This is a genomic window from Paenibacillus terricola, assembly GCF_014779765.1.
GTDB lineage: Bacteria > Bacillota > Bacilli > Paenibacillales > Paenibacillaceae > Paenibacillus_T > Paenibacillus_T terricola.
On sequence record NZ_JACXZA010000007.1, the window covers coordinates 171,810 to 197,253 of the forward strand.

The following is a 25,444-nucleotide window of genomic DNA, read 5'->3' on the forward strand; positions in this document are numbered from 1 at the left end:
GATGGATGTTTAGCGATCACCACGATTTGCCCAAACTTATCCAAGAAACAAATCACCTCTTATCGGCGTCTATACCCTTATACTTACACGCATACGCATAATCAACGAGGTGAACCAGTTGAAACCAATCCAATATAAATCTTTCGCTATCGCCGGCGCCATTGCCGGCGCTGCCCTCCTATGGGCTGGACCAGCCTCAGCCGAGCAGCGTTTCACCGATCTGAAACATGCACAGTGGGCTGAAGACAGCATCACTTATATGGCGAACCGCGGTACGGTCGCCGGTTACGGGAATGGACAGTTCAAACCAGAAGGCCGCGTAACCCGAGCGCAAGCTGCCGCTTTCCTGGTCCGCGAGCTATACCCTGATCAGCAGGCAGACAAGAGCCCCACCTATTCCGATGTCGGCACCGCCTACCCGTTCTACCGTGAAATCTCCATTGCAGCACGCAATGGGCTGACGGGCGGGTTCCCTGACGGCACCTTCCATCCGGATGCGCCGATTACACGCGCAGAAACGGCGGCGCTTCTTACACGGGCGTACGAGCTGACCAATGGCAATCAGTCAACTACTGGTCTGACTGACACATCCACGCATTGGGCTGTCGATCCAATTCGCACGATGAGCTCCAATGGACTGATTGGCGGTTATTCCGACGGCACCTTCCGCCCGAATCAATCGGTCTCGCGGGCGGAGTTCGCTGTCTTCATGACAAGAGTGATCCGCTTCGAGCGGGCCACTGCGATTGAAGCCCATGACTGGGATAAACTGATCTCCTATATGACCGTGAGCGAGCAGGTCGGTCAGATGCTCATGCCCGATATTCGGCAGTATAACGGCAAAGTAACGACGACCGTGAACGCAGGGATTAAGAGCAGCCTGCATGATCAAAACCTGGGCGGACTTATTATTTTCGACAAAAATATTATCGACGCCAAGCAGCTAACGACGCTTACACATGACCTGCAAGCCGAGACTGGCGACATTCCGCTCTTCTTGAGCATCGACCAAGAAGGCGGTGTCGTCAAACGGATTCCAGGCGGCACGAACTTGCCCGGACAGATGGCGCTTGGCGCGACCGGTGACGCAACCCTCGCAGAAGCTGCAGGACGGCTGACCGGTGAGGAGCTGAAGGCGCTTGGGCTTCAGCTTAATTTTGCCCCGGTGCTCGACATTAACAGCAATCCCGACAATCCGATCATTGGGATGCGATCCTTCAGCTCGAACCCGGATCTCGTGACGAAGCTTGGCCTATCGACGATCCGCGGCCTGAAGCAGGCAGGGGTTATCGCCGCAGTAAAGCATTTTCCAGGACACGGCGATACGACAGTCGATTCCCATCTCGGCCTGCCGGTGCTGAATCATACGCGTGAACGGCTCGATGCGGTGGAACTGAAGCCTTTCCGCGCAGCGATCGACAACGGTGTAGAGATGATCATGACGGCGCATATTGCGTTCCCTGCCGTAGATAATGACCACGTCACATCGTTGAAAGACGGCAGCAGCGTACCGATTCCGACGACGCTGTCGAAGAAGGTGCTTACGGGGCTGCTTCGCGGGGAGCTCGGCTATAAGGGCATCATTATTTCGGATGCATTCACGATGGAGGCCATTGCAGACCATTTTGGCGAAAATCAATCCGTCATCCGCGCCGTCCAAGCAGGCGTAGACATCATCTTAATGCCGCAGGACTCGGCTGCTGCACATCAGACGCTTGTACAGGCCGTGAAGAACGGTACCATCGCGGATGATACGATTCACGCTTCGGTGAAACGGATTCTGGAGCTGAAGGCGAAGTATGGCCTATTCGAGCCGCAGGAGAGTTTGTCCTCGCAGCTTGCTGCGCTCAGCAAGCTCATCGGATCGGACGCGCATCGCGCGGTAGAGAAGGAAATCGCGGAGAAAGCGGTCACGCTGCTGGCGAGTCGCGATGGCGTGCATCCTGACGCGATTAAGTCTGGCGATCGCGTCGTCATCGCGGCGGCGAGTGAGGAGCAGGCTATGCAGCTGCAGAAGCAGCTAACGCAAGCAGCGGGTTCGTCGCTGTCGCTCAAGACGGACATTGCGGTTATTGGGCAGGCGGGCACGAATGCGCTGCTTGATAAGGCCGACTACGCCATTGTGGCTTCCTATCAGTTCCGCAATGTGGCCAGCCAGTTCAACTGGTCGGGTACGCAAGCCGTTGTCGACTTCCTGAACAGCCGCAATAAGCGCTACTCGCTGCTCTCACTTGGCAATCCTTACGAGACGCTGTACGTTAGCGGCATCCGTTCCAGCCTAGCTGTGTATGGCAAGCAGGAGCCGAATACGGCGGCTGGCATCAAGGTGCTGCTCGGCCAACTGGAGCCGTGGGGCGTGCTGCCAGTGACGCTGGAACAGTAGGACAAGCCTACCGGGAGTCCCATCAACATACACAAACAGGCTGCCGATCGGCAGCCTGTTGTTATTTTGCAGGCAGAAGCTACTGCACGGAATTGAAATTGTTATTCATGCCGGGGGAAGCGGCAAACGCCGGTTGGATAAATCCAGGATTATAGGCGTGCTGCGACTGCTGCTGCGTATGAATAGACTGCTCCACTTGCCGGCATAGGTTGGAGATCTGATTGAGCTGCTGAATCGCCAATTGATGACCTTGCAGTGCTGACTGGATGACTTGCGCTGCATGATGCTCCCGTTGAGCCAGCTCTTGGAGACGTTGTGCATTCTGCTGTTCCTGCTGCAGCAGCTGTTGATAGTTCTGGCTAGCTTGCTGGGTTTGCTGCACAAGCTGCTGAACAAGCTGCTCGGCTTGTTGAAGCGATTGATTATACGATTGATTGTTGAATTGCAAGGGTAATACCTCCTTTGATTTGAACAACGACTATTAAGATGTCATCCCACCCTGCAAAATATTCCTCTGTACGCACGGATTAACAAAATTCAGAATGAGGGATGTTATTTGAAGCGGCATCACATGTCAAGGGAGGACCACGGTGGATACGGAAATGAAATACGGCGAGGACTATCATTATTTGCCCGTCACCTCGGTAAACAGCGGCGTAGGAATAGAAGCAGCCTCAGATCTATACGTTGTGACCATCCAGATCGTTAATGTATGCTTCGTCGGATTCGCAGATAAGGACAACTGGGTTCTGATCGACGCCGGGATGCCCAAATCAGCTAATGACATTGTGGCTGCCGCCGAGGAACGATTCGGTACGGATGCACGCCCTGATGCCATTGTGCTTACGCATGGTCATTTCGACCATGTCGGCGCCATTATAGAGCTGGTCGAGCGATGGAACGTGCCGGTTTACGCCCACGAGCAGGAGCTCCCGTACTTGACGGGCAAGCAGGCTTATCCCCCAGCCGACCCAGCGGTTTCAAACGGACTGGTCGCCAAGATGTCACCTTGGTTTCCGAACGAGCCGATTGACTTAGGTTCGCGAGTCGCCGCCCTCCCTGCCAATGGCTCTGTCCCTGATATGCCAGGCTGGGAGTGGATTCATACGCCCGGCCATACACCGGGACATGTCTCCCTGTTCCGAAGAGCGGACCGAGCTTTAATCGCAGGCGACGCATTCGTTACGGTGAAGCAGGAGTCGATCTATAAAGTATTCACGCAGAAGGCGGAGATCAGCGGTCCGCCGAAATATTTTACGCCCGATTGGCAGGAGGCCTTTCATTCCGTCTGTAAGCTTGCGGAATTACAACCATCTGCAGCGGTCACTGGACACGGCATTCCACTATCAGGCGATGAGCTCGCAGCAAGTCTTCACAAGCTGGTAGAAGAATTCGATCGCATTGCGGTACCAGCTAGCGGCAAATATGTTCACTAAGCGCAAGAAGCATGGAGACGGCTCTCCATGCTTCTTGTGTTTGCGTTTATTTTTCTGAAGCAAGGAAACCGGAGTTTGGAATCTTGTCTCTTGACGCTGCTTCGGCCCTTATCGCGCTTCCGTCATGCTAACGATAATCTTCCCTTTCACGCGGCCCTCTTGGTAATAGTGGAACGCTTCGACCGCATCGTCGAATGCAAACTGCCGGTCGATGACAGGCACGACCTTCCCTTTCTCGACGAGCGACTTCCAGATCAACTGGTCGTCGTGGCTTACCTTATGGAGGAGCACCTTAACCTTTTTACGAGAAAACCAAGCCAGTAAAGGCCCCGTTAGGGCCGCTTGTATAATACGATTCGAAGTGCCGCCGATCATCACATAAGTGCCGCCCGGCTTCAGCGCCCGCTTCATCTCGAATACCGACCTTGTGCCGACAACATCGAGGATGAGATCATACTGCGGTCCGCCCGCCGTGAAGTCCTCTGTCCGATAATCCGCCACATGGTCCGCTCCCACGGAGCGCAGCAAATCCAGCTTCTCGGCTGCGTCTACCCCCGTCACCTCTGCCCCTTGCAGCTTTATGTATTGAATCGCAAACGTACCAACGCCGCCTGCAGCTCCATTAATGAGTACACGATGTCCCTTCGCCAACCCGCCTTGCGTACGCAAACCTTGCAGGGCAAGAACTGCCGCCTGCGGGATTGCCGCTGCCTGCTCGAAGCTTACTCCTTCTGGCTTCAACGTCAGGGCCGCCTCGCTCGCGCACACATATTCGGCGAATCCGCCCCACCCGCAGCCAGAGAGATCTCCGAACACCTCATCGCCTGGCCGCAAGCGGTTTACCTCCGTACCCACAGCCAACACTCTCCCCGCCACATCCGCGCCGAGAATCCGATAACGGGGTTTACGCATCGCGCCTAACCGATTGACTAATGGCTTACCGGTCAGAAGATCCAGGTCCCAGGAGTTCAACGATGCAGCATGGACCGCGATCAACACTTCATTTTCTTTCGGTATAGGCTTTTCTACCTCTTCAATACGAAGCACATCCGGCAAGCCGTATCGGTCGTAGACCAACGCCCGCATCATGCGTCCACCGCTCTGAGACTCTGCTATCATCGTGAACCTCCTACTGGGATTGAGTTACTTCTATTGTATCCGAACAACCCTTCCAGATATAGTAAGAAAATGATTACGTCCGCTTCTTGCGACAAATCGTTGGTTATCGGTCTCCAGAACGATGACAGCCATTATTTGATCTCGTATACTCGAGATCGACTATATGGCTCGCGACTGTTAGAAAGGAAGGAGTGAAGGCGATGGCCGCCCGCAAAATATCCAATATGCTGGCACTTGCCGTCCTGTCGCTGCTTCATGAGAAGCCGATGCATCCGTATGAGATATCGGCAACGATGAAGGAGCGCGGCATACCCGACGTCATTAAGCTGAACAACGGTTCACTGTATTCCGTCGTGGAGGCGCTGCTGAAGCAAGGATGGATCATTCCGCTGGAAACCCAGCGGGAAGGGAGGCACCCCGAGCGAACGATCTACGCACCTACAGAGACAGGAAGGGTAGGGTTTCACGACTGGCTCCGGGAGATGGTTTACGAGCCGGCAAAGGAATATCCTCAATTTCCCGCGGCGCTCGCTTTTATCGGACATATTCCTCCGCCGGAAATGATCGAATTGCTGGAACTCCGTATCGGGTTCATCAATAAGTCGATCGCTGAACGGCGGGCGGGCATTGAATTCGCAAGAGGGATCGGTCTTTCAAGAATATTCGTCATCGAGTCCGAATACATCATCCATCAGTTAGACAGTGAATTGCGGTGGCTGACGGCATTCAAGGAAGACATCAAGAACGGCAGCCTGACAGAGCAATCAGAGGGTGAAACCATCTGGCATATGACCACACCTGCCGATGACGCACAGCTGCAAAACTCCAAATTACAATCGAAGGGAACAACGTTACCATGACCGTACAACGTAAAAGCGCTGGCCTCGTAATCGCCGGCCTGCTGCTCGGCATTCTCATGGCGTCCATGGACAATACCATTGTCGCGACAGCTATGGGCACCATTGTTGGTGAACTGGGCGGACTAGACAAATTCGTATGGGTTACATCGGCCTATATGGTTGCTGAGATGGCTGGGATGCCGATTTTCGGCAAACTGTCCGATATGTACGGACGGAAGAAATTTTTCGTATTCGGCATTCTCGTCTTCATGCTGGGATCGATTCTATGCGGAACCGCAACATCGATCGTACAGTTAAGTATTTATCGCGCGATTCAAGGGATCGGGGGCGGCGCGCTCGTACCGGTTGCCTTCACGATCATGTTCGACGCCGTAGCGCCTGAAAGCCGCGGTAAATTGGGTGGATTGTTCGGCGCCGTATTCGGCATGTCGAGTATTTTCGGACCTCTGCTTGGAGCCTACATTACTGACTATATTCAGTGGGAATGGATTTTCTACATCAATCTTCCGCTTGGCCTCATTGCTTTCATCTTGGTTGCTTTCTTCTACAAAGAATCGGTCGAGCACAGCAAGCAGCGAATCGACTGGCTTGGCGCAGCAGCGCTTGTCGGCGCTGTTATCTGCCTCATGTTCGCACTGGAGCTCGGCGGCAAAGAATATGCATGGGATTCGGGCATCATCCTTAGTCTGTTCGCCGGATTCGCCGTGCTCATCCTTGCTTTCATCCTCTTCGAGCGAATTGCAGCAGAGCCGATTATCAAATTCAGCATGTTCAAAAACCGATTGTACTGGTCGAGCAACGCGATCGCGATGTTCAGCGGCGCCGCCTTCATTACGGCTTCGGTCTACATCCCGATCTACATTCAAGGCGTATTCGGCGGCAAGTCGACGGATTCCGGTCTAGTGCTGCTGCCGATGATGCTTGGCTCCGTCGTGACGGCATCCTTCGGCGGCGCGCTTATGATGAAGCTGTCGTTCCGCGCCCTCATGGTTCCGACGCTTGCGTTGCTGACGGTCGGCACGATTCTGCTTACGACGCTTGGCGTCGATTCGCATCGTTATACGGTCGTGATCTTCATGATTCTGGTCGGGCTCGGCATCGGCGCTTCGTTCTCCGTGCTCAGTAACGCCGCCATCTTCTCCTTCTCGCCGCAGGAACGGGGGACGGCTTCTGCGACGCTGAACTTCCTCCGATCGCTTGGCATGACGATCGGCATTACGGTATTCGGCATTATTCAGAGCCATACGATGCTTAATCAATTCGGCAAGCTGTTCACGGCTGACGAGAAGGCCCAGCTTCCGACTGACGTCAACCTCAGCGATCCGCGCGCCATTCTGGCTCCTGAGATGCGGAAGTTCATTCCGGAACCGATTCTGAACAAGATCACATCCGGTCTCTCCTACTCGATCACGCATACGTTCGCATGGGCCGTCATTCCTTCCGTTCTGGCGCTGCTCTTCACGTTCTTCATGGGCCGCAAGAAGCTGAGCGAGATGGAGCATGCGGCAGACTATAAACCGGCATCACATTAATTCGCATTGGGAAAAAGCTGTCTCGAGGGTCAGAACCATTGACCCTCGGAACAGCTTTTTATTATGGCCGAGACCAATTACGCCCCCGTCCGCTCTGTCGTCTCCCTCAGCAGCGCAAGCAGCCCTTGCTGCGTCTCGGCTTTCAATGCTGCTGCGGGCAGCGGAACCGATCTGCCCCGCTCGATATAGATACTCGGCGCGTCTGCGAATCGGGCTGCCGTTGCCGCTTCATAGATGCGGGCCGCGCCTGCTTCAGGCGCAGCGAAGAAGCGGCGGAACAGACGGAACCAACTCGGAAGCGCTGCGCTCTTCGACATCGACGTCTTCGCAGGGCCGGGATCCACTACTCGCAGCGATATGCCATCCTTCGCATAATCCGCGGCAAGCGCCTGGAATGCAGCGGCGGCTGCTAGCTTCGACTGCACATACGGCGTGAATTTCTTAAACTTCTCCGGCCTGCGAAGTCCCGCCAGATCCAGCCTTCGCGCCATCCTCATCGCACTTGAGCCAACCGCTACGACGGTCGCGCCGCCCGAGGCAGCCAATTGCTCCCGCAGCAGCTCGGTCAGCAGGAAAGGCGCAACGGTGTTGACCTCATAATGGACATCGTTGCCGAGAGGGGATAGAACGGGACGGTCCAGCAAGGCTCCTGCATTATGAACGAGAAGGTCCACTTGCGAATGCAGCTCGGCGACCCGTCGGGCTGCCCCGCGTATTGCCCCCTGATCCGATAGATCCGCAGCTACCCCTTGGACGGAGAGCGACGGGTTCGCCGCCCGCAGCTCCTGCATCTGCTTGTTCATTCGTTCCTGATCTCGATTAATAAGAACCAGATCATATTCCGCCTGTGCCAGTCGCTTGGTGAGTGCGGTTCCGAGCCCCGAATAGGATGCCGTAATAACCGCTAATGGACGACGCGTGTTCCGCGTTTCGTTCATCGTTCATCAATCTCCTCTCATATTTGAACGATCATTCCAATATGGTCAAAAGAGCGGCCTGTCATCCAAGCGACAGGCCAACTCTTAAATCCCCTTAAGCATGATTTCAATCGCGTCATAGATGAATGGCGCGGTCACATCCGTCTTCGCCATCGTAGCAACGCCTGCGAAGGCGCTGACCAGATACCTCGCCGTCGCCGCGGTATCGGTCTCCGTCCGCACCTCGCCACGCGCCTTGCCCGCTTCTAGGAAACCAGCAAACGCCTGTTCCAGCTGCAAGAAGTTGTTGGTCACCATCTCGCTTACAGCGGCATCATGAATGCCCAGCTCATTGGCCGTGTTCACCATTAGACAGCCCCAGCTGGCCCGATCCTCATGCACAAGGTCCTTCACGTTGCGGAACAGCTGCCTGAGCGTTGGAATGACAGGCGTCGGCCGCGACAGCGCATCGATCGCTCGGGACATATAAACTTGCGCATACCGTCTCAAGCAAGCAAGGAACAGCGCATGCTTATCACCGAACGTATCGTACATGCTTCCTCGATTGATGCCCAACGCTTCCAGCAGATCGCTGACCGACGTTTTCTCGTAGCCATGCTTCCAGAACACGTGCATGGCTTTATCCAGCGCGACCGCCGGATCGAATGCCTTGGCACGTACCATACGCGTCTCCCCTTTGTTCATTTCCAGTATATCCAATTTGGAACGATCGTTCAAGTATGATTTATACCACAACCTCATAACAGCCGATTGCAATCAGCAGCAAGCAGCCCAGCAATTCCGCATACTTGCCCACCCAGGAATGAGCAATGCGAACGCCCAGCCTGCCTCCGATCTCAATCGATGCAAGGGAGAATACGCCGACCGACAATGCCGTGAACCATGGCGACACGCCGCTCGCGCCAGCCCCTAGACTGCTTGCTATACAGTTAACAGATAAGGCGAATCCCAATGAGATGGATTCGATCCATGAGATGACCTGGTCCTTGTTCTTATCCTTGTCATCAGCGATCTGAGCAATGGTGTCGCTGCGCTTGCGCAGGCTGCCGACCAACCCCCAGACGCCAAGCACGATTATCATCAGCCCGCCAATCAAATTGCCCCAATAAGCTGGCAGCAGACCGGATAAGTAATAGCCCAGCAGCATAGACAGACATGTCGCGATCATCGACATCAACGCGATTACTGCGTTCGATACTAGCGGAACGCGCACCTTACGCACGCCATACGTCATCCCGATTCCCAAGTTATCTAGATTAGCGGCAATGCCGATCATTGTAATCGTTAACCAGTGCATTCATGTTGACCTCCCAATGGTTCGGTCAAATATGATATGCAGGCTGATGCCCAGATGATTGGGGGAATTTTCTCCCACCTGCTACTGACTACAGCTTGAGCGTATCGTCATCCGGACTCCTAGAGACCAATCTCGTAACTTGGAACAGCGTCTTCGCGAACACTGTTTTCTTCGAATAAGCCAAATATCTCGGTTCCCACACAGGGTCGAATTTGTCCTTGAAACGCCGAATGCCTTGAAATCCGTAGAAATGATTCCCCTTAAGAAACACGAGCCTTGCAACCCGCTCGCCGCCGTGGGAGTAAGTATATTCGCCGACTTTCCCCAGCGGGGCCATGCCTAAATTGAAATAAGAGCACCCCTGATCCTTCGCCCACTGCAGCAAATGCACCATTAACGCATCCATGATGCCGCTAAGGTCCTTGCGGTGCCGCATCAAATCGATCGAGGCGGTCCGGCCCTTATCATACACCGGCATCATACTGGCGAACGCGGCAAGTCGATTATCGCCATCCCGAAGCAATGCGACAGGCGCGAGCTCGAGATAGGTTTCCTTAAACCAGCCGAGCGAGAACCCCTTCTCCGTCCGATCGCCGAGCCACTCGTCAGATACTTCCTTTAACTCCATCAGCAGCAAGGGTGAAAAAGGCGGCTCAACCATCTGAAAGGTGTAACCATTCCGCTCAAACCGATTGAATGCCGCGCGCAGATCGGCTTTACGGCGGCCGGATAACTTAAAGTCCGCTAAGGGAATGACCGCTTCTTCACCCAGCTTGAAGAAGTGGAATCCATATTCATGGTACAGGGGCAGCGATTCGGCTCTAACCTGATAGAACACTGGAACGGCTGCATAACGATCGGCAAAATCGCGGAATTGTCCCACTAGCGCCCGAGCAGAATCGCGGTCCCCGATCGGGTCGCCGAGCGCCACCAGCGTTTTGCCGGAGCGGCCATAACCGATGACGGCCTTGCCATCCTCGGACCACATCAGACTCTTGTCTCGAAGGAATAGAAGATGCGTTAGGTAGTTCCCATCCTCTCGCTTCAGAAGCTCTTGGAGCCTCGCGAGTTCCAGGTGGTCAGGCTGCGCAGCCGGAGGGAGTCCCGGCCGGAGGAACCACCTCATCGACAGCAGCAGCCAGCTGGCAGCAAGGGCAAGCACAGCTTCCCTGCGGAGCTCATAATCCTTGAGGGCGAATTTCGCAAGCCATCTCATATGCTCGTGCGCCAGATGCGATGCCGCAGAAGGGATTGGATTGTTGGCCAACGATCCAATCGTCCCGTACAGCAGTGCAACGATCAGTGTAATACCAGCCCATAGAACTGTTTTGTGCCAATGAAAAGACAGCTGCTTCCGATTGAACCGATCCTTGGACAGCCAGAGCAGGACATATATAACGGCGAGGAACAACGCTTCCTCGTAGTCAAACCCTTTGAGGATCGAGAATACGGAACCGCTTAGTAACAGAACTAGCGTGAAGTAATAGGCCCGCTTCACACGTCGGTAGATGCCTTCAGAGACGATAAGCATGGATAACCCGATCAGCACGGTGAGCTGGTGGGAGCTCTTCATCGTCAGCGGGGTTACGTAATGCTCCAGCGCACTCATGCGATGCCATTGCCCGGGCGTTGCCGCCGACACTAGAAGAACGAGGCCGCCGATGAACACCAATGCGCCCAGCGCCCAGTTGCTAATATCACGCATGAACGCCGTTTGACTTGGCCAGTTCCATAAGGTCAGCCATCGTTTAATTGCCGGTTTAAGCAGTTGATGCTGCGCCTGCGTCCATTTATCCTTGCTAGGCATCCATTCCGTCGAGGCGAATGCCAATCCGATGCACCATGGAATGAAGTAATAGAAGACGCGATATAGCAAAATAATTGCAAACGCTTGGTTAGCGGACACGCCTGCGCTCTGAAGACCAAGGAGCATAACGGCATCGAAGGAACCAAGTCCGCCTGGGATGAAACTCGCTACGCCTGCTACTGCAGCCGTCACATAGATGCCGGTCGTGTCCCGAAAACTTAGCGGAAGATGGAATAGCCATACGAGCGTCCAGAATGCAAAAGCGGCCGCTGCCCATTCCAGCACGGATACGCCGATGAGTGTGAGAGGAGACCTTAGCCTCATATGGCTCCCCTCATCGGACAAGCCAAGCTTTGCACGAATGATGGGCAATTTATGAAGCAGCAAAAACAAGATGGCATACGAAGCTATTGCAATCTCAGCGATCAGCAGCCAAGGATGATCGATACGCAGCCCTTGATCATGCCAGACACCGAACAAGAGCAGCAGCGCGAGCAGCGACAGACCTATCGGCCCCGCCAATGACAGATAGAGGATCGATTTCATCCAGCCCGGTCCCTGGATGCCCCACTTGCGATATAGCGTCAGACGGAGCCCCGCCCCCGTGAAGCCAGCGAAGCCCATCGCATTATTGAACGTATTCGCGATCCAGCTAACCTTCCATATGGACAACAGAGTCAGCTTATGCCCGTTCCACTTCAAGAGAAGCAGGTCATATAACGTCATCAACGCAATTGCGAACAGACACACAGCAACCATCAGCAGTTGGTCTAATGGCTGGATATGTTTCAGCGTATGAAGAGCAGCTGGCAGACTGATCTCTCTAATAAAAAGCCGAGTTTGCGTATATAGGAACAGCAGCACAGCAATCGGAATGAGAAAGCGAATAACTTGTCTGCCTCTCCTGTAGAGCGGTCTATCTTCACGCTGCCGGTCCGTTTCATTGTGGTCCATTCTATCGGGGCCTCCTAGGAGAATTTGTGCCACTAAATGTCTATTTCATGCAGCTGCGAGATCAATATAGCATATCGTTCGAACAGGTCTCAAATACCTCCTGTGGCGATATTTGCGAGCCTCTTCTCTGCCTCTATCTCCTGCTTAATAGCCCCCTTACATTTATTGCATGCAACATTCCCGAACTAACGGTCGTTTCTAATGGCAACGGCAGCCGTGCAATACTAACTTTTGTTCCAAAGGAGAATTACATCATGAAAAAACGTATCGCAACTCTTATCAGCGTCGCCCTCGTCGGTCTGATGTTGTCCGCATGCTCGTCCAATAACGATAACAACGCCGATACTTCCTCTAAACCAGGCACTACAGAGACTGGCTCGAACGCTAGCAACGATAAAGGTACAGCTACTGCACCTGAGCCGTCCATGACGGTCGCTGAAATGTCCGACGATCTGCTCAAGCAGGCGGAACAGCCACCGCTTGTAGATCTGACGGAAGCAGACATCAAGACGCTTTATCATCTTGACCCTGCCCTGCTCGAATCCTATGTTGTCAAAATCCCGCTCATGAACGTGAAGACGAATGAGCTCGCAGTTATAAAGGTCAAAGACGCGAAAGACGTCCAGACTGTCGAAGACGCGATCAAGCTGCGTGCAGCGGACGTTCAGAAAACATTCGAGACGTATCTGCCCGATCAATACGAGAACGCGAAGAACTATAAGCTCGTGACCAAAGGCAATTACATTCTGTTCGTCATCTCTGACGCAGACGCAACTGAGAAGCTGACGAAGCAATTCGATACGTACTTCGCAGCGAAGTAACCGCCTATGGTGTTCAGCAGCCTGCTATTCTTATTCCTGTTCCTGCCCGCCGTACTCATACTCTACTACGTATCTCCGCGGCGGATTCGGAATCTGATCCTGTTCTTGACCAGCCTCGTCTTCTACGCTTGGGGCGAGCCTGTCTACATTGTCATTATGCTGCTGTCCACCGTGACGGATTTCAGCTTCGGCCTGCTGCTCAGCAGGCCGAAGCTGTCTCCAAGGCAGCGCAAAGGGATTGTCGCTTCGTCTATCGTCGTCAACCTGGCCTTGCTCTCCTACTTCAAATACGCGGATTTTCTCATCTCAAACGTTAACTCTGTGCTTGGTACGAATATCCCGCTGACGGACTTAGCGCTGCCGATCGGCATCTCGTTCTACACGTTCCAATCGATGTCCTACATCGTCGACGTGTACCGCGGCAAAGTGCAGGCGCAGCGCAACTGGATCGACTTCGGCACATTCGTCGCATTGTTCCCGCAGCTGGTGGCCGGACCGATCGTCCAATATTCCGTCATTGCGGAGCAGTTGAAGAATCGCGTAGTAACGGTAGAGCTGTTCGCGGAAGGTGTACGCCGATTTATCATCGGTCTCGCCAAGAAAGTGCTGCTGGCTAATAACATCGGCCTGCTGTGGCATACGGTGTCCAACTCGAGTGCAAGCGAGATGCCTGCCTTAACTGCATGGCTTGGCATTATCGCATTCTCGTTCCAGATTTACTTCGACTTCAGCGGGTACTCGGATATGGCAATCGGACTGGGCCACATGTTCGGCTTCCGGTTCAACGAGAACTTCAACAAGCCGTATACCGCGCAGAGCATTACGGACTTCTGGCGGCGCTGGCATATCTCGCTGGGCAGCTGGTTCCGCGACTATGTGTACATTCCGCTGGGCGGCAATCGACGAGGCACTTGGCTGCAACTGCGTAACATCCTCATCGTCTGGGTGCTCACCGGCTTCTGGCATGGGGCGAGCTGGAACTTCATGCTGTGGGGGCTCTACTTCGGGGTTATTCTTGTATTCGAAAAAACGTGGCTGCTCCGACTGCTCGAGCGCAGCCCCCGCTGGGTTCGGCACATCTACGCCCTGCTGCTCATTCTCGTCGGCTGGGTATTGTTCGCCTTCGAACAGATGGAACAGCTCGGCGGTTTCTTACTCGCAATGGTAGGAGGCAACGGCAGCCCGCTGTGGGATGCGAACACCGGCTATCTGTTCTACACGAATGCGATTCTGCTTGTCATACTCGCTATCGCCTCGACGCCGCTGCTAAAGCTGCCGCGGCGCGGCCCCGTTCAGCTGATCTGTTGCTTCGTTCTGTTCGTGCTATCGGTCGCTTACCTCGTGGATGCGACGTTTAATCCATTCTTATACTTCAGGTTCTAACTGAATGAGAGAGAAGGGGGAGGTGTTGTCATCTATGAATAAGGGTCAACGATCCGATCGCATTCTAGTCGGCGGCTTCGTCTCCGCCCTGCTTGCAGCGGCGGTGCTGTTCCTTGCGCTCCCGATGCAGACCTTCTCAGAGACGGAGAACCGCGTCTTGCAGCGTCCGCCTGAGCTAAGCTGGAGCCATATTTGGAACAAACAATTCTCGCTGGAAGCTGAAGGCTTCGTGACGGACCATTTTCCAATGCGGACGAGCTGGGTGCAGTTGAAGTCGGAGATGGAGCAGCTGCGGCTGCAACAAGAGAACAATGGCATCTACAAAGGAAAAGGCGGCTACTTGTTCGAGAAATTCGAACAGCCGGATGATGCGAAAGCGAAGGAATATGCGGAGGTCGTTCAGCGCTGGGCCGCTATGCATCCTGAAGCAGGCATGACGTTCATGCTGGCGCCAACCTCAATCGGCATGTATCCAGAGCGGCTGCCTTGGCTGGCGTCCGCCGACTCGCAGCGGGATGTGAATGCGTTCGTGAAGGAGCAGCTCAAGGGGAAGCTGACGTTTCTGAATGGGTTTGATTTTCTGAGTGATGCCACCGATGGTAATCGCCCCATCTATTATCGGACCGATCATCACTGGACGACATACGGCGCCTATCTCGCCTATTCGGCTTATTCGAAGCAGATGGGCTGGGAACCGCTGCCGGAGTCGGCGTTCAACATCGAGACGGTGACTCGCTCGTTCCTCGGAAGCTATCATACCCGCAGCCAATTCAGCGGTGTGAAGCCCGACTCGATCGAGGTGTATACGCCGAAGAAGCCGCTGCATACGACCGTGTCGGTTGCCGATGATCGCTCGACGAGCGAGTCGCTGTATGACACCAGCTTCCTGTCCAAGAAGGACAAATATTCCTACTTTCTTGGCGGCGTTCACGCGCTTATGACGATCAAGACCGAGCTTCCGGCCGCTGATGTCCAGTTGGATAAACTTCTCGTCATCAAAGACTCGTATGCGCACAGCATGCTTCCTTTTCTAACATCGCATGTGCAAGAGCTGCATGTCATCGATATGCGCTATTACAACGGCAATATCAGTCAATACATGAAAGACAACGGCATTCAACAGGTGCTGTTCCTGTTCAATACGGCAACGTTTCTGGAGAGCTCCGAGCTGCTGAAGCTCGGTACGAAGAGCAGCGTCTAGATCAAGGTCGCAATCGAGCAACATGAATAAACATATATCAACATAAAGAAGGAGCTGTCTCGCCCAACTTGTGGGCTTTCGAGACCGCTCCTTCTTGGTATAACAATCAATCTAATAATTGCTCTAGTCCGATTGCTTCTTACTTCGCCGTCACGCCGCCATCTACCGGAAGCTCGATGCCTGTCAGGTAAGAAGCGTCGTCCGACGCGAGGAACAAGACGGCCTTCGCCACTTCAACAGCTTGTCCGACGCGCGGCAGCGCGGTCTGGGACAGGAACCACTGGAGCATTTGCTCGTTCGTGACGAACTCCTTGCTCATCGGCGTCTCAATAAAGCCCGGATGAACCGAGTTGACGCGGATGTTGTCCTTGCCGTAGTCGACAGCCGCTGCCTTGCTCAGCATGCGAACAGCGCCCTTCGATGCCGTATAAGCACCAGCCCCTTGGCTTCCGGTAAGGCCAGCGATCGACGAGATGTTCACGATCGAACCGCCATTGTTCTGTTGCATATAAGGAACCACGTGCTTCATGCCGAGAAACACGCTGGATAGGTTAATATTCATTACTTTGTCCCACTGCTCGACCGTTGTATCCAACATGCCGACTGCGAAAGAAATACCAGCGTTATTGACGAGAATGTCGACTTTGCCATACGCTTCGATCGTTGCTGCAACCACGCTGACCCATTGCTCTTCCGAAGCGACGTTGTGGGCGATTGCTGTCGCGACTCCGCCTTCTGCCTCGATCTCCTTCACGACGGCTTGCACCGCTGCTTCATTGATGTCGGTTGCAACCACCTTCGCGCCTTCGCGCGCAAATAACAGTGCTTCTTCCCGGCCCATACCGCTTCCTGCACCTGTAATGATGGCTACTTTATTTGCTAGACGACTCATGATCATCTCTCCTTAGAAGCAAAATGATAGTGTATATATCACTATGATACAGACTATATCACTATCGCAAATAGAACGCAACGCATCCTTGCCTAGTAGTAGTTGACATCGTTATAATACCCTTATAATTGATGGCTAATCGATCCACGAAAGGTAACCACGTATGGACGCTAAAGAACGGTATGAGAAAGAACGGCAAGACGGCAAACAGCAGCGGCAGCTATCGATTGTAGAAGCGGCGGAGCGCGAGTTTATAAACAGAGGAATCGAGAAAACATCGATGCAGCATATCGCGGATGCGGCCAATATCGGCATCGCGACGCTGTTCCGGTATTTTCCGAAGAAAGAGAAACTGATCGTTGCGGTGGCGACTAAGCTGCTGCAGCCGATTCATGATGCCTTCATGACAACTGCGGCGCTGCCAGGCTCTTGCCTGGACAAGCTGGAGCGGCTGTTCGACTTCCTCATTCAGGAGCATGACCGCGCCAGCGCCAAATATATGATCGACTTCGACAGCTATGCCGCTCATTCGCTTGAGCCTGTTGAAGATATGGAGACATTCGTTGCGCTGCATCGACGTATTTCGCAGCATTTTGCCGCCATTGTTCAGTCGGGGATGGAAGACGGCTCGATCCGCCAGGACTTGCAAGTCAAAGAGACGCTGACCACGATCATGAATGCCTTCGGGCAGTTCTCCCGACAGCTATCGCTGCAGAACAACATTCTGTTGTTCGAGTCGGACCTCGAGTCACGACCGCAGCTGCTCATCCTCAAAGGGATGTTCCTCGACTATGTGAAGAGCAAATAGACGGTACTGTCGTACCAAACACAAAGAACGCTTGCCGGACACTGCTGGGAAGCGTTCTTTGTGTTTGGCCTTGGAAACATAGTGCCAAGCCGCTAAGCATATACCTGATACGAAGAAGTTATGCAGAATAGGCGGTGACTTTATGCCATTCATCCTTCGTTTCAGCGGCAACGACACCGGGGCGATTACGTTCACGGGCAATACGCTTGGACTTAGCCGTTCGTCCCAAGAAGGCGTTCCCGGCACCCGCGATTATATCGGCGCTTTCACATCCATCGATACGAACCTGCAATTCGGCAGCTACCCTGCGGGCACGGTATCCGACTTCAACATGAATAGCGCGAGCGCCATTCTCCGTCTGCCTGTCGAGAGCGAAGTGCTCTATGCAGAACTGGTATGGGCAGGGACGTACAACGTGACAGGCGGAACGAATAACTATTTCGCTTTTATCGACAAATCGGTTTCACTGACGACACCGCAGGGGATGACGTTCGCTATTGCGCCGGATCCAGCGACTGCACAAATCTCGCATCGAAACGCAACGGATAACTACCTCCGTTCCGCGAACGTGACCTCCATCATCCAGCAGAGTGGCGCCGGTACATACACGGTTGGAGGCGTCGTCGGCAATATCGACTTCGGCAACAGCACGGCCAACAGCTGCGGCTGGGTATTATGCGTCGTTTACAGCGACCCAGACATGCCATTCCGCAATTTGAGCCTCAATGTCGGTATCGTCGAGATCGCGACCGGAAGCGATCCTTCCGTCACTACCTCCTTAACCGGCTTCGCCACGCCTATCTCCGGTCCCGTTAGCGGTCGGATGGCTCTCGTCGCACAGGATGGGGATGCTAACAAGGTAGGCGATCAGGTTGCATTCGGTCCTAACGAGGCCAGCCTGACGGCTCTTAGCGGGCCAAACAACTTCCTTAACAACTTCTTCGCCTCGCAGATTAATAATGACAGCGGCAACTTGGATACATCGGGGACGTTCGGGGATCGGAATCAGATCAATGGAGAACCAGGCACGCAGATCGTTGGCGGCAGGCAGAGCTGGGACATTACGAACGTAGACATCTCCGAGACGCTGACGAACAATCAGACGTCCGCCGTCTTCCAGCTTCGGACGACGAACGATGGCTACTCTGTCATTGCGGTCGGCATCTACATCGATATTAACTCTCCTCGCATTACAGTTGAGAAAGCCGTTGATGCTAGTTCTGCCGAGCTTGGCCAGACGTTGACTTATACGGTCGTCATCGGCAATTCGGGCACGGTATCGGCTGATGCGATGTTCCTGCTGGACAGTTTGCCGAACGATACGGCATTCGTCCCTGGCAGCCTTGCAGTCAATGGCGTCCCGACAGCTGGCGACCCGCTTGCCGGCATTAGCTTGGGATCTCTTGCACCAGGCGAGTCGGTTACGGTAACGTATCAAGCCGTTATCGTCTCGTTCCCGGAAGTCGGCGTCATTCGGAATGAAGCGCTTGTGGAGTTCCAATACCAGAGCATTGCCGGCGGGGAGATTAACACAGGCGATATTCCGTCCAACGAAGTCATTACAACGATTGAGCCGCCGATCTATGAGCTCGCTATAACGAAGACTGTGGATCGAGCTTCCGCGATAGCGGGAGAGACTGTCTTCTATACGATTACAATAACGAACTTATCTAATGCTCCGCTCACCAATGTGAATGTCACGGACCCGACGCTTCATTTTGAGCACAATATTCCGCACTTGCCCTCTGACGAGTCCGTCACCTTCCGCGTACCGTTCACGATACCGCTGGGCACAACGGGCAACACGACGCTGTTGAATACCGCTATCGCATCATCCGACCAGACTGGCCAAGTGTCGGCCTCGGCCACCGTCATCGTGCCGCCAGTTCCGAGGCTGGAAGCAACCAAGTCCGCCGATCGAACGACTGCTGCTCCCGGCGATACGATTACGTATACGATCAAAGCATCCAACACGGGCAACATCCCTCTGACGGGCATCGTACTTACAGACCCGCTTCTTGGCGTTGTTGAGACGATTACCACTCTTGCTCCCGGACAGACCGTAACGATCCAGCGCACCTTCGTTGTTCCGTCCGACGCTGCGAATGGCGCCATCATTGGCAACGTTGCAACCGTCGTCTCCGTCGAAGCGCCGCCGACCAGTGATTCGAATCAAGTCACCGTTGTCCCGCCGCCGCTTCACGTTACCAAGTCGGCTTCACCTCAAGAGGTTGCTGTAGGCGATCCGATCACATATCGGATTGTCATCGCCAACGCGGGACGAGTGGAATTGGTCGATCTGCGTCTAATCGATGTCGTGCAGAAGCCGCTGCAATTCGTGGAAGACAGTGTAAGGGTTAACGGCCGCCGTCATCCAGGGGCCAACCCCGAAGAGATTAAGCTGGGTTCGATCGCGCCAGGCGGTGAAATTATCGTTACCTTTCAAGCCATTCCTGAGCAGATTAACGAAACCGAGAAAGTATCCAATCAAGCAGAGGCGTTATTCCGAGTCGTTGTCTCTGGCCCCGAATTCCGAGAGGAATCGAACCGGGTCGAGGTCGAGGTGAAGGAAGAAGAGGAATAAAACAAGCATTGTAACGAGAAGCCCCTTCGCTTTCCATTAGGAAAACGAAGGGGCTTTATGAATGCTGCAACTTTTCTAATAGATTCGAGGTATTATAGATGTAATAACATTATTGCATCACTGCAATCGGGATAGGAGGTTGTCCTATGCGCGCAATTATTCAAACGATTGGCATACTATTCATAGTTGGCCTTATAGTATCCGCATGGCCAGCCGAGCCTGTTCACGCAAGCTTCATCAGCCGGGTCCAAGATATTTATAACGCACCGGACAAGATCAGCGAGATTGAGCAGCAATATAAAGAAGCGAATGAACAGCTGTCCCAGCAACTGGAGGAGTCCAGGAAAGCAGCTGAGGCACTGGCACGCCAACAGGAAGAGCTTCAGAAGCAGAATCAACAACTAATGGAACAGAACGCCGCTTTGCAGGCGGAAGCCGAGCAGGTGCAGAAGAAGAAGGAAGCTTTTCAACGCAAAATGTACACCGGCATCGGTATCGTTGCGGGACTGTTCATTGCCTACTTCCTAGCGATCCGCATCTGGCGGTACCTCTCATGGCGCAGACATCGGCCATTCCGTGAAGGCGGGATCAGCGGATGAACATCGTAACACCCGCACGACTTGGTCATGTGCACATCTCGCTTGAAGAGGCGGACAAGCTGCATCTGCTGCATCCGAAGTCGGTCGTTGCTTTCCAAGGCTCGCCGCAGCATCGCGAAGACCGGCTGATGAACCTTGCCCGCATCTATCACAAGCGCAAAATGATTCAATCTCAATTCCAAGGACCATCCGAGCTCGTAATAGGGCTGCCCGCTGGCTGTTCGCTCGAAGTCGTCGAGATCGACGAGAAGAGCAATCTGCTGTTCGACCTGCGGCATGTGATGTTCTTCACCGAGGGCATGACGATGAAGTCTATCGTTCAGAAGCTCAAGAACGCATGGATTACGAAAGAGCTGACCCGCATGCGGTTCACCGGACCCGGGCGGCTCGGCATCATCACATCGGGCGACATGATGACGATTCAGCTTCAACCGGACAAGCCGCTGTTCGTGGAGGCGGGCGCTTTGATCTCGTACCCAGGCACGGCTTCGATCCGGCTGTCGGTGTACGGCAATAAGCTGGCCAGCCAGCATATGAACGTGCAGTGGGAGCTGCGGGGCAGCGGCCCTGTGCTTATCCAGACCGGTTCGCGCGACGCCGAGCTTGAAGCTCAGCTGCAGGACGGCGGCTTGATCAAACGCATTCTGCGCGAGGTGCTTCCGTTCGGGAGCGTGTATATCAAGTAAAGCATCTCCTGCAACATGAAGAGGACTCTAACCCACTGGGTTAGAATCCTCTTCATGTTGGCTTGGCTGCTGCGCGGACGATGAATGCGATTCTACCCCGCATATGCGCAGCCCGATCCGACATTAACCGATGCGATTATGTCAAGATCGGTAGGTGTGCTGAGCAAGGAGTTGCGTTACGCCACGTCTAATTTCGTTCACCCTATAAAATCCGCGTTTTTCCCTTCCGTCGAATGCCAGACTACGACTTGCCCCACTGGCGTCCATGCCATAAGCGCGCCGGAACCAAGCAGGATGACCTTCTTTTCTTGCAGATCAATTAGGCAGCTCCCTATGCCGTCAGCCACAAACACAGCATAGTACCTTCCTTCTCTGTCTCCTGGCTTCTGCAATACTCGGATGATCGACGTATCTTCCCGCTTCCCGATTTTCTCTTCGAGAAGCTGACGCGCATCTTCAGGCAGCTTCACATTGTCCGCCTTGGATAGCAGTCCCTTCTTGTAATCATATTGGATGGTTTCTCGCTTCGCGTTAATCCACGGTACTTCGATCGTGCTGTTATTCGTCCATCTGACAGGGTATATAAAATGAAAACCATCGCTATGCCCCGTGCTCGCTGCCTTCGCGAACTTCGAAACGACCTTGCCCTTGGCATCGATCACGATGAGATCGGCTGCTGCTCCTAGATGCTCGACATCGACAAGGATAGCAACATGCTTACCGTCTGGAGAAGAAGCAATCCCGTAAATCGGTCGATCTGACATGTAGATAGGCTGTTTCGTTCCTTCTTCCGGGTTCACTTTATATATCGTCTGGAGTCCCTGCGCCACATAGAGGTTGGCATGGTCATCCGAGTAGGAATAGATTGTATTAATACCATACTCGCTATTGTACTTACCGGTGTCTTGGCTGATTGGCCAGTCTCGAATAGTGACGTCCTCAATCTCGCCTTCTTCCTCAAGCGGAAGCCGATACACGGAGTTGTCTTGGTTATAAATCATTAGCTCCCGCTCATTACCATCTTCATTGCGAGAGGGCTCAATGAACCGTGCCGAGTCGAAACCATGCTCGTGAACGACTGCTCCTGTTGTATCCAGCCAGCGCAGCCCGCTCCACGCAAGGCCCAGATGGATCGTTATCAATAACTCGCCATCCTCCTGCAGACGAGCACGGAACTGGTGCCCGTCCACTGACTTAGCCCCCTCCACTTTGAACCGAACCACCACCCCTTGAGGAGGATCAGGAAACTGTACGACCATCCGGCGTGGATCAGTCGCTTGAATCGTAAATTTCACCTGCGGGTTGTCCTGCCCTGAATTGACCATCAGCGTGGACGCGATCGACGCTTCAACCGATTGCTGATCGATATCCCGATTGGCGATGAGTATCACCCTATCACTGTCCTCATCAGGGATGGCAGCTATCTCTGGCTCGTTATGATTCGTCCGAGCATCCATCAGAAGCTGAAACCAAGCCGTTGGTACAAGCCAGGCCTTTGTTCCTTCTCCGTTGCGGGGCATATCATAGAGCTTAATGCTCTCCGTTAGAGCATTCGTTCTGCTTAAATCATTAATCGCGTAAGTAAGTTTCTCTTCACCGCTGACCAGCGTTATTCTGTACAGAGTACCCTTCGGTTCAGGGTCCCCTATATACGACGGCTGCGCGTCCCTCATTCCCTGCAGCAATTGCTGGATGACTTCAGGATCCTTGTGTTCCACAAGCACCTTCGCGCCAGATTCATCTTGCAGCTCGACGAGCTCGGTATTGTCCGATAGAGGCATGTTGGTCGGTAGGTTATTGTGAGTGACAGATTCCTGCTTATCGGTTATATCAGGTGTCTTGTCATCGACTGTCGTCACCTCGCTGCATGCTTGCAGCACCAGCGTGAGGATGATCATGATCGTAAAGACTGCCATTCCGCCTCGAACTCTTATCATCGGAATCGAACACCCCCCCCGCTGCTAATTCATACAATTTTTACTAATTAATTAAACGAGACTTCCACACCGAAAGTTACGATTGGTTAAAATAAAAAAACGCGAAGGCATTTACGCCCCGCGTTCATTCTTGTTCACTCACACACTCACCGAATTCACCGCAAACAGCGAGTGAATATTGCCTTCGGGATCGGCGAAAAATCCAGTCGTATGTCCCCAATCCTTAACGACGGGCTCTGCAACCGATACGGCACCTTGCGCAATGTACTGTTCGTACAATTCGCGTACAGCCTCTGGGGATTCGCATTCGAAATTAAGCTCAACAGCCTGTCCTCTATGCGGTTCAATGTAGGACGAGTGGCCGTACGTATTCTCAGCCATAAGCGATCTGGAGCATATTGCGAGCCGAACCCCTTCGTTCTTAAGTTCTGCATAATGCTCTTCCTCTACGACAATCTGAAACCCAATGACATCCCGATAAAAGGCAGCCAGCACCCCTACATCGCTTGCGATTAAAGTGACACCTTCAAGTCTAACCTTCATCGTTTGCCCCCCCCCCCCGATACCTATAGATTTATCTCCCCAACTCACCCCTATAACTATATCATTGCAACCCAAAATTTACTATTTAAAGAAACCTTACTTCTACTCCTCCGGCCACCCACCCCATATACCCATACGGTTGCCATCCGGATCAACGAGGGAAACAGAACTCGAGTCCGAACATGCCCGTATACCAGTCCACCGATTTCTTCACATTGCGTACAGGCACTTCAATCACTTGCAGATGAAATCTTGCTGCCGCCACCTTAATCCCTCCCAATTTGTTGTTCAGTATGAATAACGGATACGAGCGGGTCGAAGAAATGGGTAAGCCATGAAATGATTAAATTTGTTTTTGCATATAAATTGTAATATTTCAACTATACCAATAGCCTGCAGGGGAACGATAGATGGAGAAAGAGATCTACTACGAGGAAAAGGGAATCAAGCGCAATCAGGCTGCGACAAGCACGGACTCATCGCAGCCATAAACTTTATTCATTCTGGAAAGTTGACTCGTTTATTCTTCGATGCATTGGAATGCGTAATGGATACATGGACGTCTATGGTCTTCAAAAGCTCCTCCGATGACAAATAATCCTCGATCGGATGCGCTCGCTTCCATAGTCGATTGTTCTTAACATATAAGGCATGCTCCAGATTAAGCACATCCGTCTTCTTCCTCACGCCGAGGTCATACAACTGCCTGATCTCTTCCTTGATGACTTTCTCCGTCTCTGACGTTAACTCCGACAATTCAGGGTACGCGTTGTTCTCCCGATACATCACATATCCCGTTGCTCTAACGTCGATCTTATATTGCGGCTGCCCTCCTCGGTTCACAAGGGTCACCTTTGCCTTAGGTGACTCCATAATGACTTCCACTAACATCTGCTCGGGGCTGGGGAGCGAGACCGCTGCTCGGACCGTACCGCGCTGCATCCACCGCAGGCCGTTCAGCTTCTTAAGCGGAATATAAGCTCTAAAAGCGGTATTCTTCATGAAAATGGCGCCTTCGATCTCATATTTAGGATCCGTCTTATGGTCGGTCATTGTCCATGTTTCCTTATTGACTTTCAACACGGGAATAACGGTAGTATTGCCGGGCTCGGTCATATCCTTCACCATGGTAAAAAGCTTCATCGGTTCGATATTGGAGCTCTGCGAATAGGTCCCAATAGGAGCATGAAGGATGGTGCTAAGCGGAGATTTATCATAAAATCCATTCACGGATAACATCTCTCTCACATCGCCTCTCGTGGCAAAAACCCACGGCGTCATCCGAAACTCTTGGTATCGGTTAATGGAATCGATAACCGGCGCAAGGCCTGCCTTCAATGCGTTCTCACTGAAAACGATGGCTGTCACATGCGCCCATATAATTCTCTCCTGCGCCGTCAGATAGATTCTGAAGAACGTATCTTCGAACGATTTGCCGTTGCCTTTGCCAACCCATGTCTTAGCAGGTTGTCTCGGTCCTTCCGACTTCGCTACAGATTGGAAACTGACTAACTGCACATAAATGTAATATTCGCCATCTTGGAAGTCGATGCCGATCGCATTCGCGAAATTCAATCGTTCGATTTGCTTGATATCCGTTGAGCAGCCTGTCTCGCACAGCAGGAAAATAAGGACCGCGATGGCCATGATCGTTCGTCCCATGT

Annotated in this window: 21 protein-coding genes; 11 read left to right on the forward strand and 10 right to left on the reverse strand. The window is 53.3% G+C overall.

Annotated elements, in window-relative coordinates:
- Positions 1-118 precede the first annotated feature (118 nt).
- Positions 119-2,383 (forward strand): glycoside hydrolase family 3 N-terminal domain-containing protein, encoded by a 2,265-nt coding sequence (locus H8B09_RS24665; RefSeq protein WP_191206256.1) that lies wholly within the window; start codon positions 119-121, stop codon positions 2,381-2,383.
- A 79-nt stretch (positions 2,384-2,462) separates the two neighbouring features.
- On the opposite strand, the gene H8B09_RS24670 is transcribed toward H8B09_RS24665, so the two are convergent.
- Positions 2,463-2,831, reverse strand: coding sequence for a hypothetical protein (locus tag H8B09_RS24670; RefSeq protein ID WP_191206257.1), 369 nt, complete (start codon positions 2,829-2,831; stop codon positions 2,463-2,465).
- Between the two features lie 142 nt (positions 2,832-2,973).
- Here H8B09_RS24670 and H8B09_RS24675 point away from each other — a divergent pair, with 142 nt between their 5' ends.
- Positions 2,974-3,819, forward strand: coding sequence for an MBL fold metallo-hydrolase (locus tag H8B09_RS24675; RefSeq protein ID WP_191206258.1), 846 nt, complete (start codon positions 2,974-2,976; stop codon positions 3,817-3,819).
- A 108-nt stretch (positions 3,820-3,927) separates the two neighbouring features.
- Here H8B09_RS24675 and H8B09_RS24680 read toward each other — a convergent pair whose 3' ends face one another.
- Positions 3,928-4,938 (reverse strand): NAD(P)-dependent alcohol dehydrogenase, encoded by a 1,011-nt coding sequence (locus H8B09_RS24680; RefSeq protein ID WP_224753963.1) that lies wholly within the window; start codon positions 4,936-4,938, stop codon positions 3,928-3,930.
- A 200-nt stretch (positions 4,939-5,138) separates the two neighbouring features.
- On the opposite strand from H8B09_RS24680, the gene H8B09_RS24685 reads away from it, so the two are divergent.
- Both H8B09_RS24685 and H8B09_RS24690 read left to right on the forward strand, forming a co-directional pair.
- Entirely contained in the window at positions 5,139-5,798 is a 660-nt protein-coding gene (locus tag H8B09_RS24685) for a PadR family transcriptional regulator (RefSeq protein ID WP_191206259.1), read from the forward strand.
- Positions 5,795-7,330, forward strand: coding sequence for an MDR family MFS transporter (locus tag H8B09_RS24690; protein ID WP_191206260.1), 1,536 nt, complete (start codon positions 5,795-5,797; stop codon positions 7,328-7,330). Before H8B09_RS24685 ends, H8B09_RS24690 begins: the two co-directional genes overlap by 4 nt.
- Positions 7,331-7,407: 77 nt before the next feature.
- Here H8B09_RS24690 and H8B09_RS24695 read toward each other — a convergent pair whose 3' ends face one another.
- From H8B09_RS24695 to mprF, 4 genes are all read right to left on the reverse strand, one after another.
- Positions 7,408-8,268 (reverse strand): SDR family NAD(P)-dependent oxidoreductase, encoded by an 861-nt coding sequence (locus tag H8B09_RS24695; RefSeq protein ID WP_191206261.1) that lies wholly within the window; start codon positions 8,266-8,268, stop codon positions 7,408-7,410.
- Between the two features lie 84 nt (positions 8,269-8,352).
- Entirely contained in the window at positions 8,353-8,931 is a 579-nt protein-coding gene (locus H8B09_RS24700) for a TetR/AcrR family transcriptional regulator (protein ID WP_191206262.1), read from the reverse strand.
- Positions 8,932-8,992: 61 nt separating this feature from the next.
- Positions 8,993-9,565 carry a manganese efflux pump MntP gene (locus tag H8B09_RS24705; RefSeq protein ID WP_191206263.1) on the reverse strand — a complete coding sequence of 191 codons (573 nt, stop codon included), beginning with the start codon at positions 9,563-9,565 and terminating at the stop codon, positions 8,993-8,995.
- Between the two features lie 88 nt (positions 9,566-9,653).
- Positions 9,654-12,326: a bifunctional lysylphosphatidylglycerol flippase/synthetase MprF gene (gene mprF / locus H8B09_RS24710; RefSeq protein ID WP_191206264.1), complete on the reverse strand. Its 2,673-nt coding sequence runs from the start codon at positions 12,324-12,326 to the stop codon at positions 9,654-9,656.
- 254 nt (positions 12,327-12,580) lie between these two features.
- On the opposite strand from mprF, the gene H8B09_RS24715 reads away from it, so the two are divergent.
- The 3 genes from H8B09_RS24715 to H8B09_RS24725 are packed head-to-tail and all read left to right on the forward strand — an operon-like array spanning position 12,581 to position 15,731.
- Positions 12,581-13,147 (forward strand): DUF4358 domain-containing protein, encoded by a 567-nt coding sequence (locus H8B09_RS24715; RefSeq protein WP_191206265.1) that lies wholly within the window; start codon positions 12,581-12,583, stop codon positions 13,145-13,147.
- A gap of 6 nt (positions 13,148-13,153) precedes the next feature.
- Positions 13,154-14,530 carry an MBOAT family O-acyltransferase gene (locus H8B09_RS24720; RefSeq protein ID WP_191206266.1) on the forward strand — a complete coding sequence of 459 codons (1,377 nt, stop codon included), beginning with the start codon at positions 13,154-13,156 and terminating at the stop codon, positions 14,528-14,530.
- A gap of 34 nt (positions 14,531-14,564) precedes the next feature.
- The gene (locus H8B09_RS24725; RefSeq protein WP_191206267.1) at positions 14,565-15,731 is read left to right on the forward strand and encodes a DHHW family protein; all 1,167 of its coding nucleotides are present in this window, start codon (positions 14,565-14,567) and stop codon (positions 15,729-15,731) included.
- Between the two features lie 139 nt (positions 15,732-15,870).
- Here H8B09_RS24725 and H8B09_RS24730 read toward each other — a convergent pair whose 3' ends face one another.
- Entirely contained in the window at positions 15,871-16,623 is a 753-nt protein-coding gene (locus H8B09_RS24730; protein WP_191206268.1) for an SDR family NAD(P)-dependent oxidoreductase, read from the reverse strand.
- Between the two features lie 163 nt (positions 16,624-16,786).
- Here H8B09_RS24730 and H8B09_RS24735 point away from each other — a divergent pair, with 163 nt between their 5' ends.
- From H8B09_RS24735 to H8B09_RS24750, 4 genes are all read left to right on the forward strand, one after another.
- Positions 16,787-17,431, forward strand: a complete 645-nt coding sequence (locus tag H8B09_RS24735) for a TetR/AcrR family transcriptional regulator (RefSeq protein WP_191206269.1) — start codon at positions 16,787-16,789, stop codon at positions 17,429-17,431.
- A gap of 142 nt (positions 17,432-17,573) precedes the next feature.
- A complete protein-coding gene (locus H8B09_RS24740; RefSeq protein ID WP_191206270.1) occupies positions 17,574-20,015 on the forward strand; it encodes a CLIPPER-2 domain-containing protein in 2,442 nt (813 codons plus the stop codon).
- A 146-nt stretch (positions 20,016-20,161) separates the two neighbouring features.
- Positions 20,162-20,614 carry a hypothetical protein gene (locus H8B09_RS24745; protein ID WP_191206271.1) on the forward strand — a complete coding sequence of 151 codons (453 nt, stop codon included), beginning with the start codon at positions 20,162-20,164 and terminating at the stop codon, positions 20,612-20,614.
- The gene (locus H8B09_RS24750; RefSeq protein ID WP_191206272.1) at positions 20,611-21,300 is read left to right on the forward strand and encodes an AIM24 family protein; all 690 of its coding nucleotides are present in this window, start codon (positions 20,611-20,613) and stop codon (positions 21,298-21,300) included. The genes H8B09_RS24745 and H8B09_RS24750 overlap by 4 nt, the downstream gene beginning before the upstream one ends.
- Positions 21,301-21,497: 197 nt before the next feature.
- Here H8B09_RS24750 and H8B09_RS24755 read toward each other — a convergent pair whose 3' ends face one another.
- The 3 genes from H8B09_RS24755 to H8B09_RS24765 form a co-directional block, all read right to left on the reverse strand.
- Complete coding sequence (locus H8B09_RS24755; RefSeq protein WP_191206273.1) at positions 21,498-23,237, reverse strand: NHL repeat-containing protein; 1,740 nt, start codon at positions 23,235-23,237, stop codon at positions 21,498-21,500.
- 138 nt (positions 23,238-23,375) lie between these two features.
- Complete coding sequence (locus H8B09_RS24760; protein ID WP_191206274.1) at positions 23,376-23,780, reverse strand: VOC family protein; 405 nt, start codon at positions 23,778-23,780, stop codon at positions 23,376-23,378.
- A gap of 498 nt (positions 23,781-24,278) precedes the next feature.
- Positions 24,279-25,442 (reverse strand): Ger(x)C family spore germination protein, encoded by a 1,164-nt coding sequence (locus H8B09_RS24765; RefSeq protein ID WP_191206275.1) that lies wholly within the window; start codon positions 25,440-25,442, stop codon positions 24,279-24,281.
- Positions 25,443-25,444: the final 2 nt, after the last annotated feature.

Bases quoted from the DNA above. Each gene is read 5' to 3' on its own strand.
- H8B09_RS24680 (WP_224753963.1), bottom strand. From the start codon at position 4,938: ATGATAGCAGAGTCTCAGAGCGGTGGACGCATGATGCGGGCGTTGGTC.
- H8B09_RS24685 (WP_191206259.1), top strand. From the start codon at position 5,139: ATGGCCGCCCGCAAAATATCCAATATGCTGGCACTTGCCGTCCTGTCG.
- H8B09_RS24690 (WP_191206260.1), top strand. From the start codon at position 5,795: ATGACCGTACAACGTAAAAGCGCTGGCCTCGTAATCGCCGGCCTGCTG.
- H8B09_RS24695 (WP_191206261.1), bottom strand. From the start codon at position 8,268: ATGAACGAAACGCGGAACACGCGTCGTCCATTAGCGGTTATTACGGCA.
- H8B09_RS24700 (WP_191206262.1), bottom strand. From the start codon at position 8,931: ATGGTACGTGCCAAGGCATTCGATCCGGCGGTCGCGCTGGATAAAGCC.
- H8B09_RS24705 (WP_191206263.1), bottom strand. From the start codon at position 9,565: ATGCACTGGTTAACGATTACAATGATCGGCATTGCCGCTAATCTAGAT.
- mprF (WP_191206264.1), bottom strand. From the start codon at position 12,326: ATGGACCACAATGAAACGGACCGGCAGCGTGAAGATAGACCGCTCTAC.
- H8B09_RS24715 (WP_191206265.1), top strand. From the start codon at position 12,581: ATGAAAAAACGTATCGCAACTCTTATCAGCGTCGCCCTCGTCGGTCTG.
- H8B09_RS24720 (WP_191206266.1), top strand. From the start codon at position 13,154: ATGGTGTTCAGCAGCCTGCTATTCTTATTCCTGTTCCTGCCCGCCGTA.
- H8B09_RS24725 (WP_191206267.1), top strand. From the start codon at position 14,565: ATGAATAAGGGTCAACGATCCGATCGCATTCTAGTCGGCGGCTTCGTC.
- H8B09_RS24730 (WP_191206268.1), bottom strand. From the start codon at position 16,623: ATGAGTCGTCTAGCAAATAAAGTAGCCATCATTACAGGTGCAGGAAGC.
- H8B09_RS24735 (WP_191206269.1), top strand. From the start codon at position 16,787: ATGGACGCTAAAGAACGGTATGAGAAAGAACGGCAAGACGGCAAACAG.
- H8B09_RS24740 (WP_191206270.1), top strand. From the start codon at position 17,574: ATGCCATTCATCCTTCGTTTCAGCGGCAACGACACCGGGGCGATTACG.
- H8B09_RS24745 (WP_191206271.1), top strand. From the start codon at position 20,162: ATGCGCGCAATTATTCAAACGATTGGCATACTATTCATAGTTGGCCTT.
- H8B09_RS24750 (WP_191206272.1), top strand. From the start codon at position 20,611: ATGAACATCGTAACACCCGCACGACTTGGTCATGTGCACATCTCGCTT.
- H8B09_RS24755 (WP_191206273.1), bottom strand. From the start codon at position 23,237: ATGATAAGAGTTCGAGGCGGAATGGCAGTCTTTACGATCATGATCATC.
- H8B09_RS24760 (WP_191206274.1), bottom strand. From the start codon at position 23,780: ATGAAGGTTAGACTTGAAGGTGTCACTTTAATCGCAAGCGATGTAGGG.
- H8B09_RS24765 (WP_191206275.1), bottom strand. From the start codon at position 25,442: ATGGGACGAACGATCATGGCCATCGCGGTCCTTATTTTCCTGCTGTGC.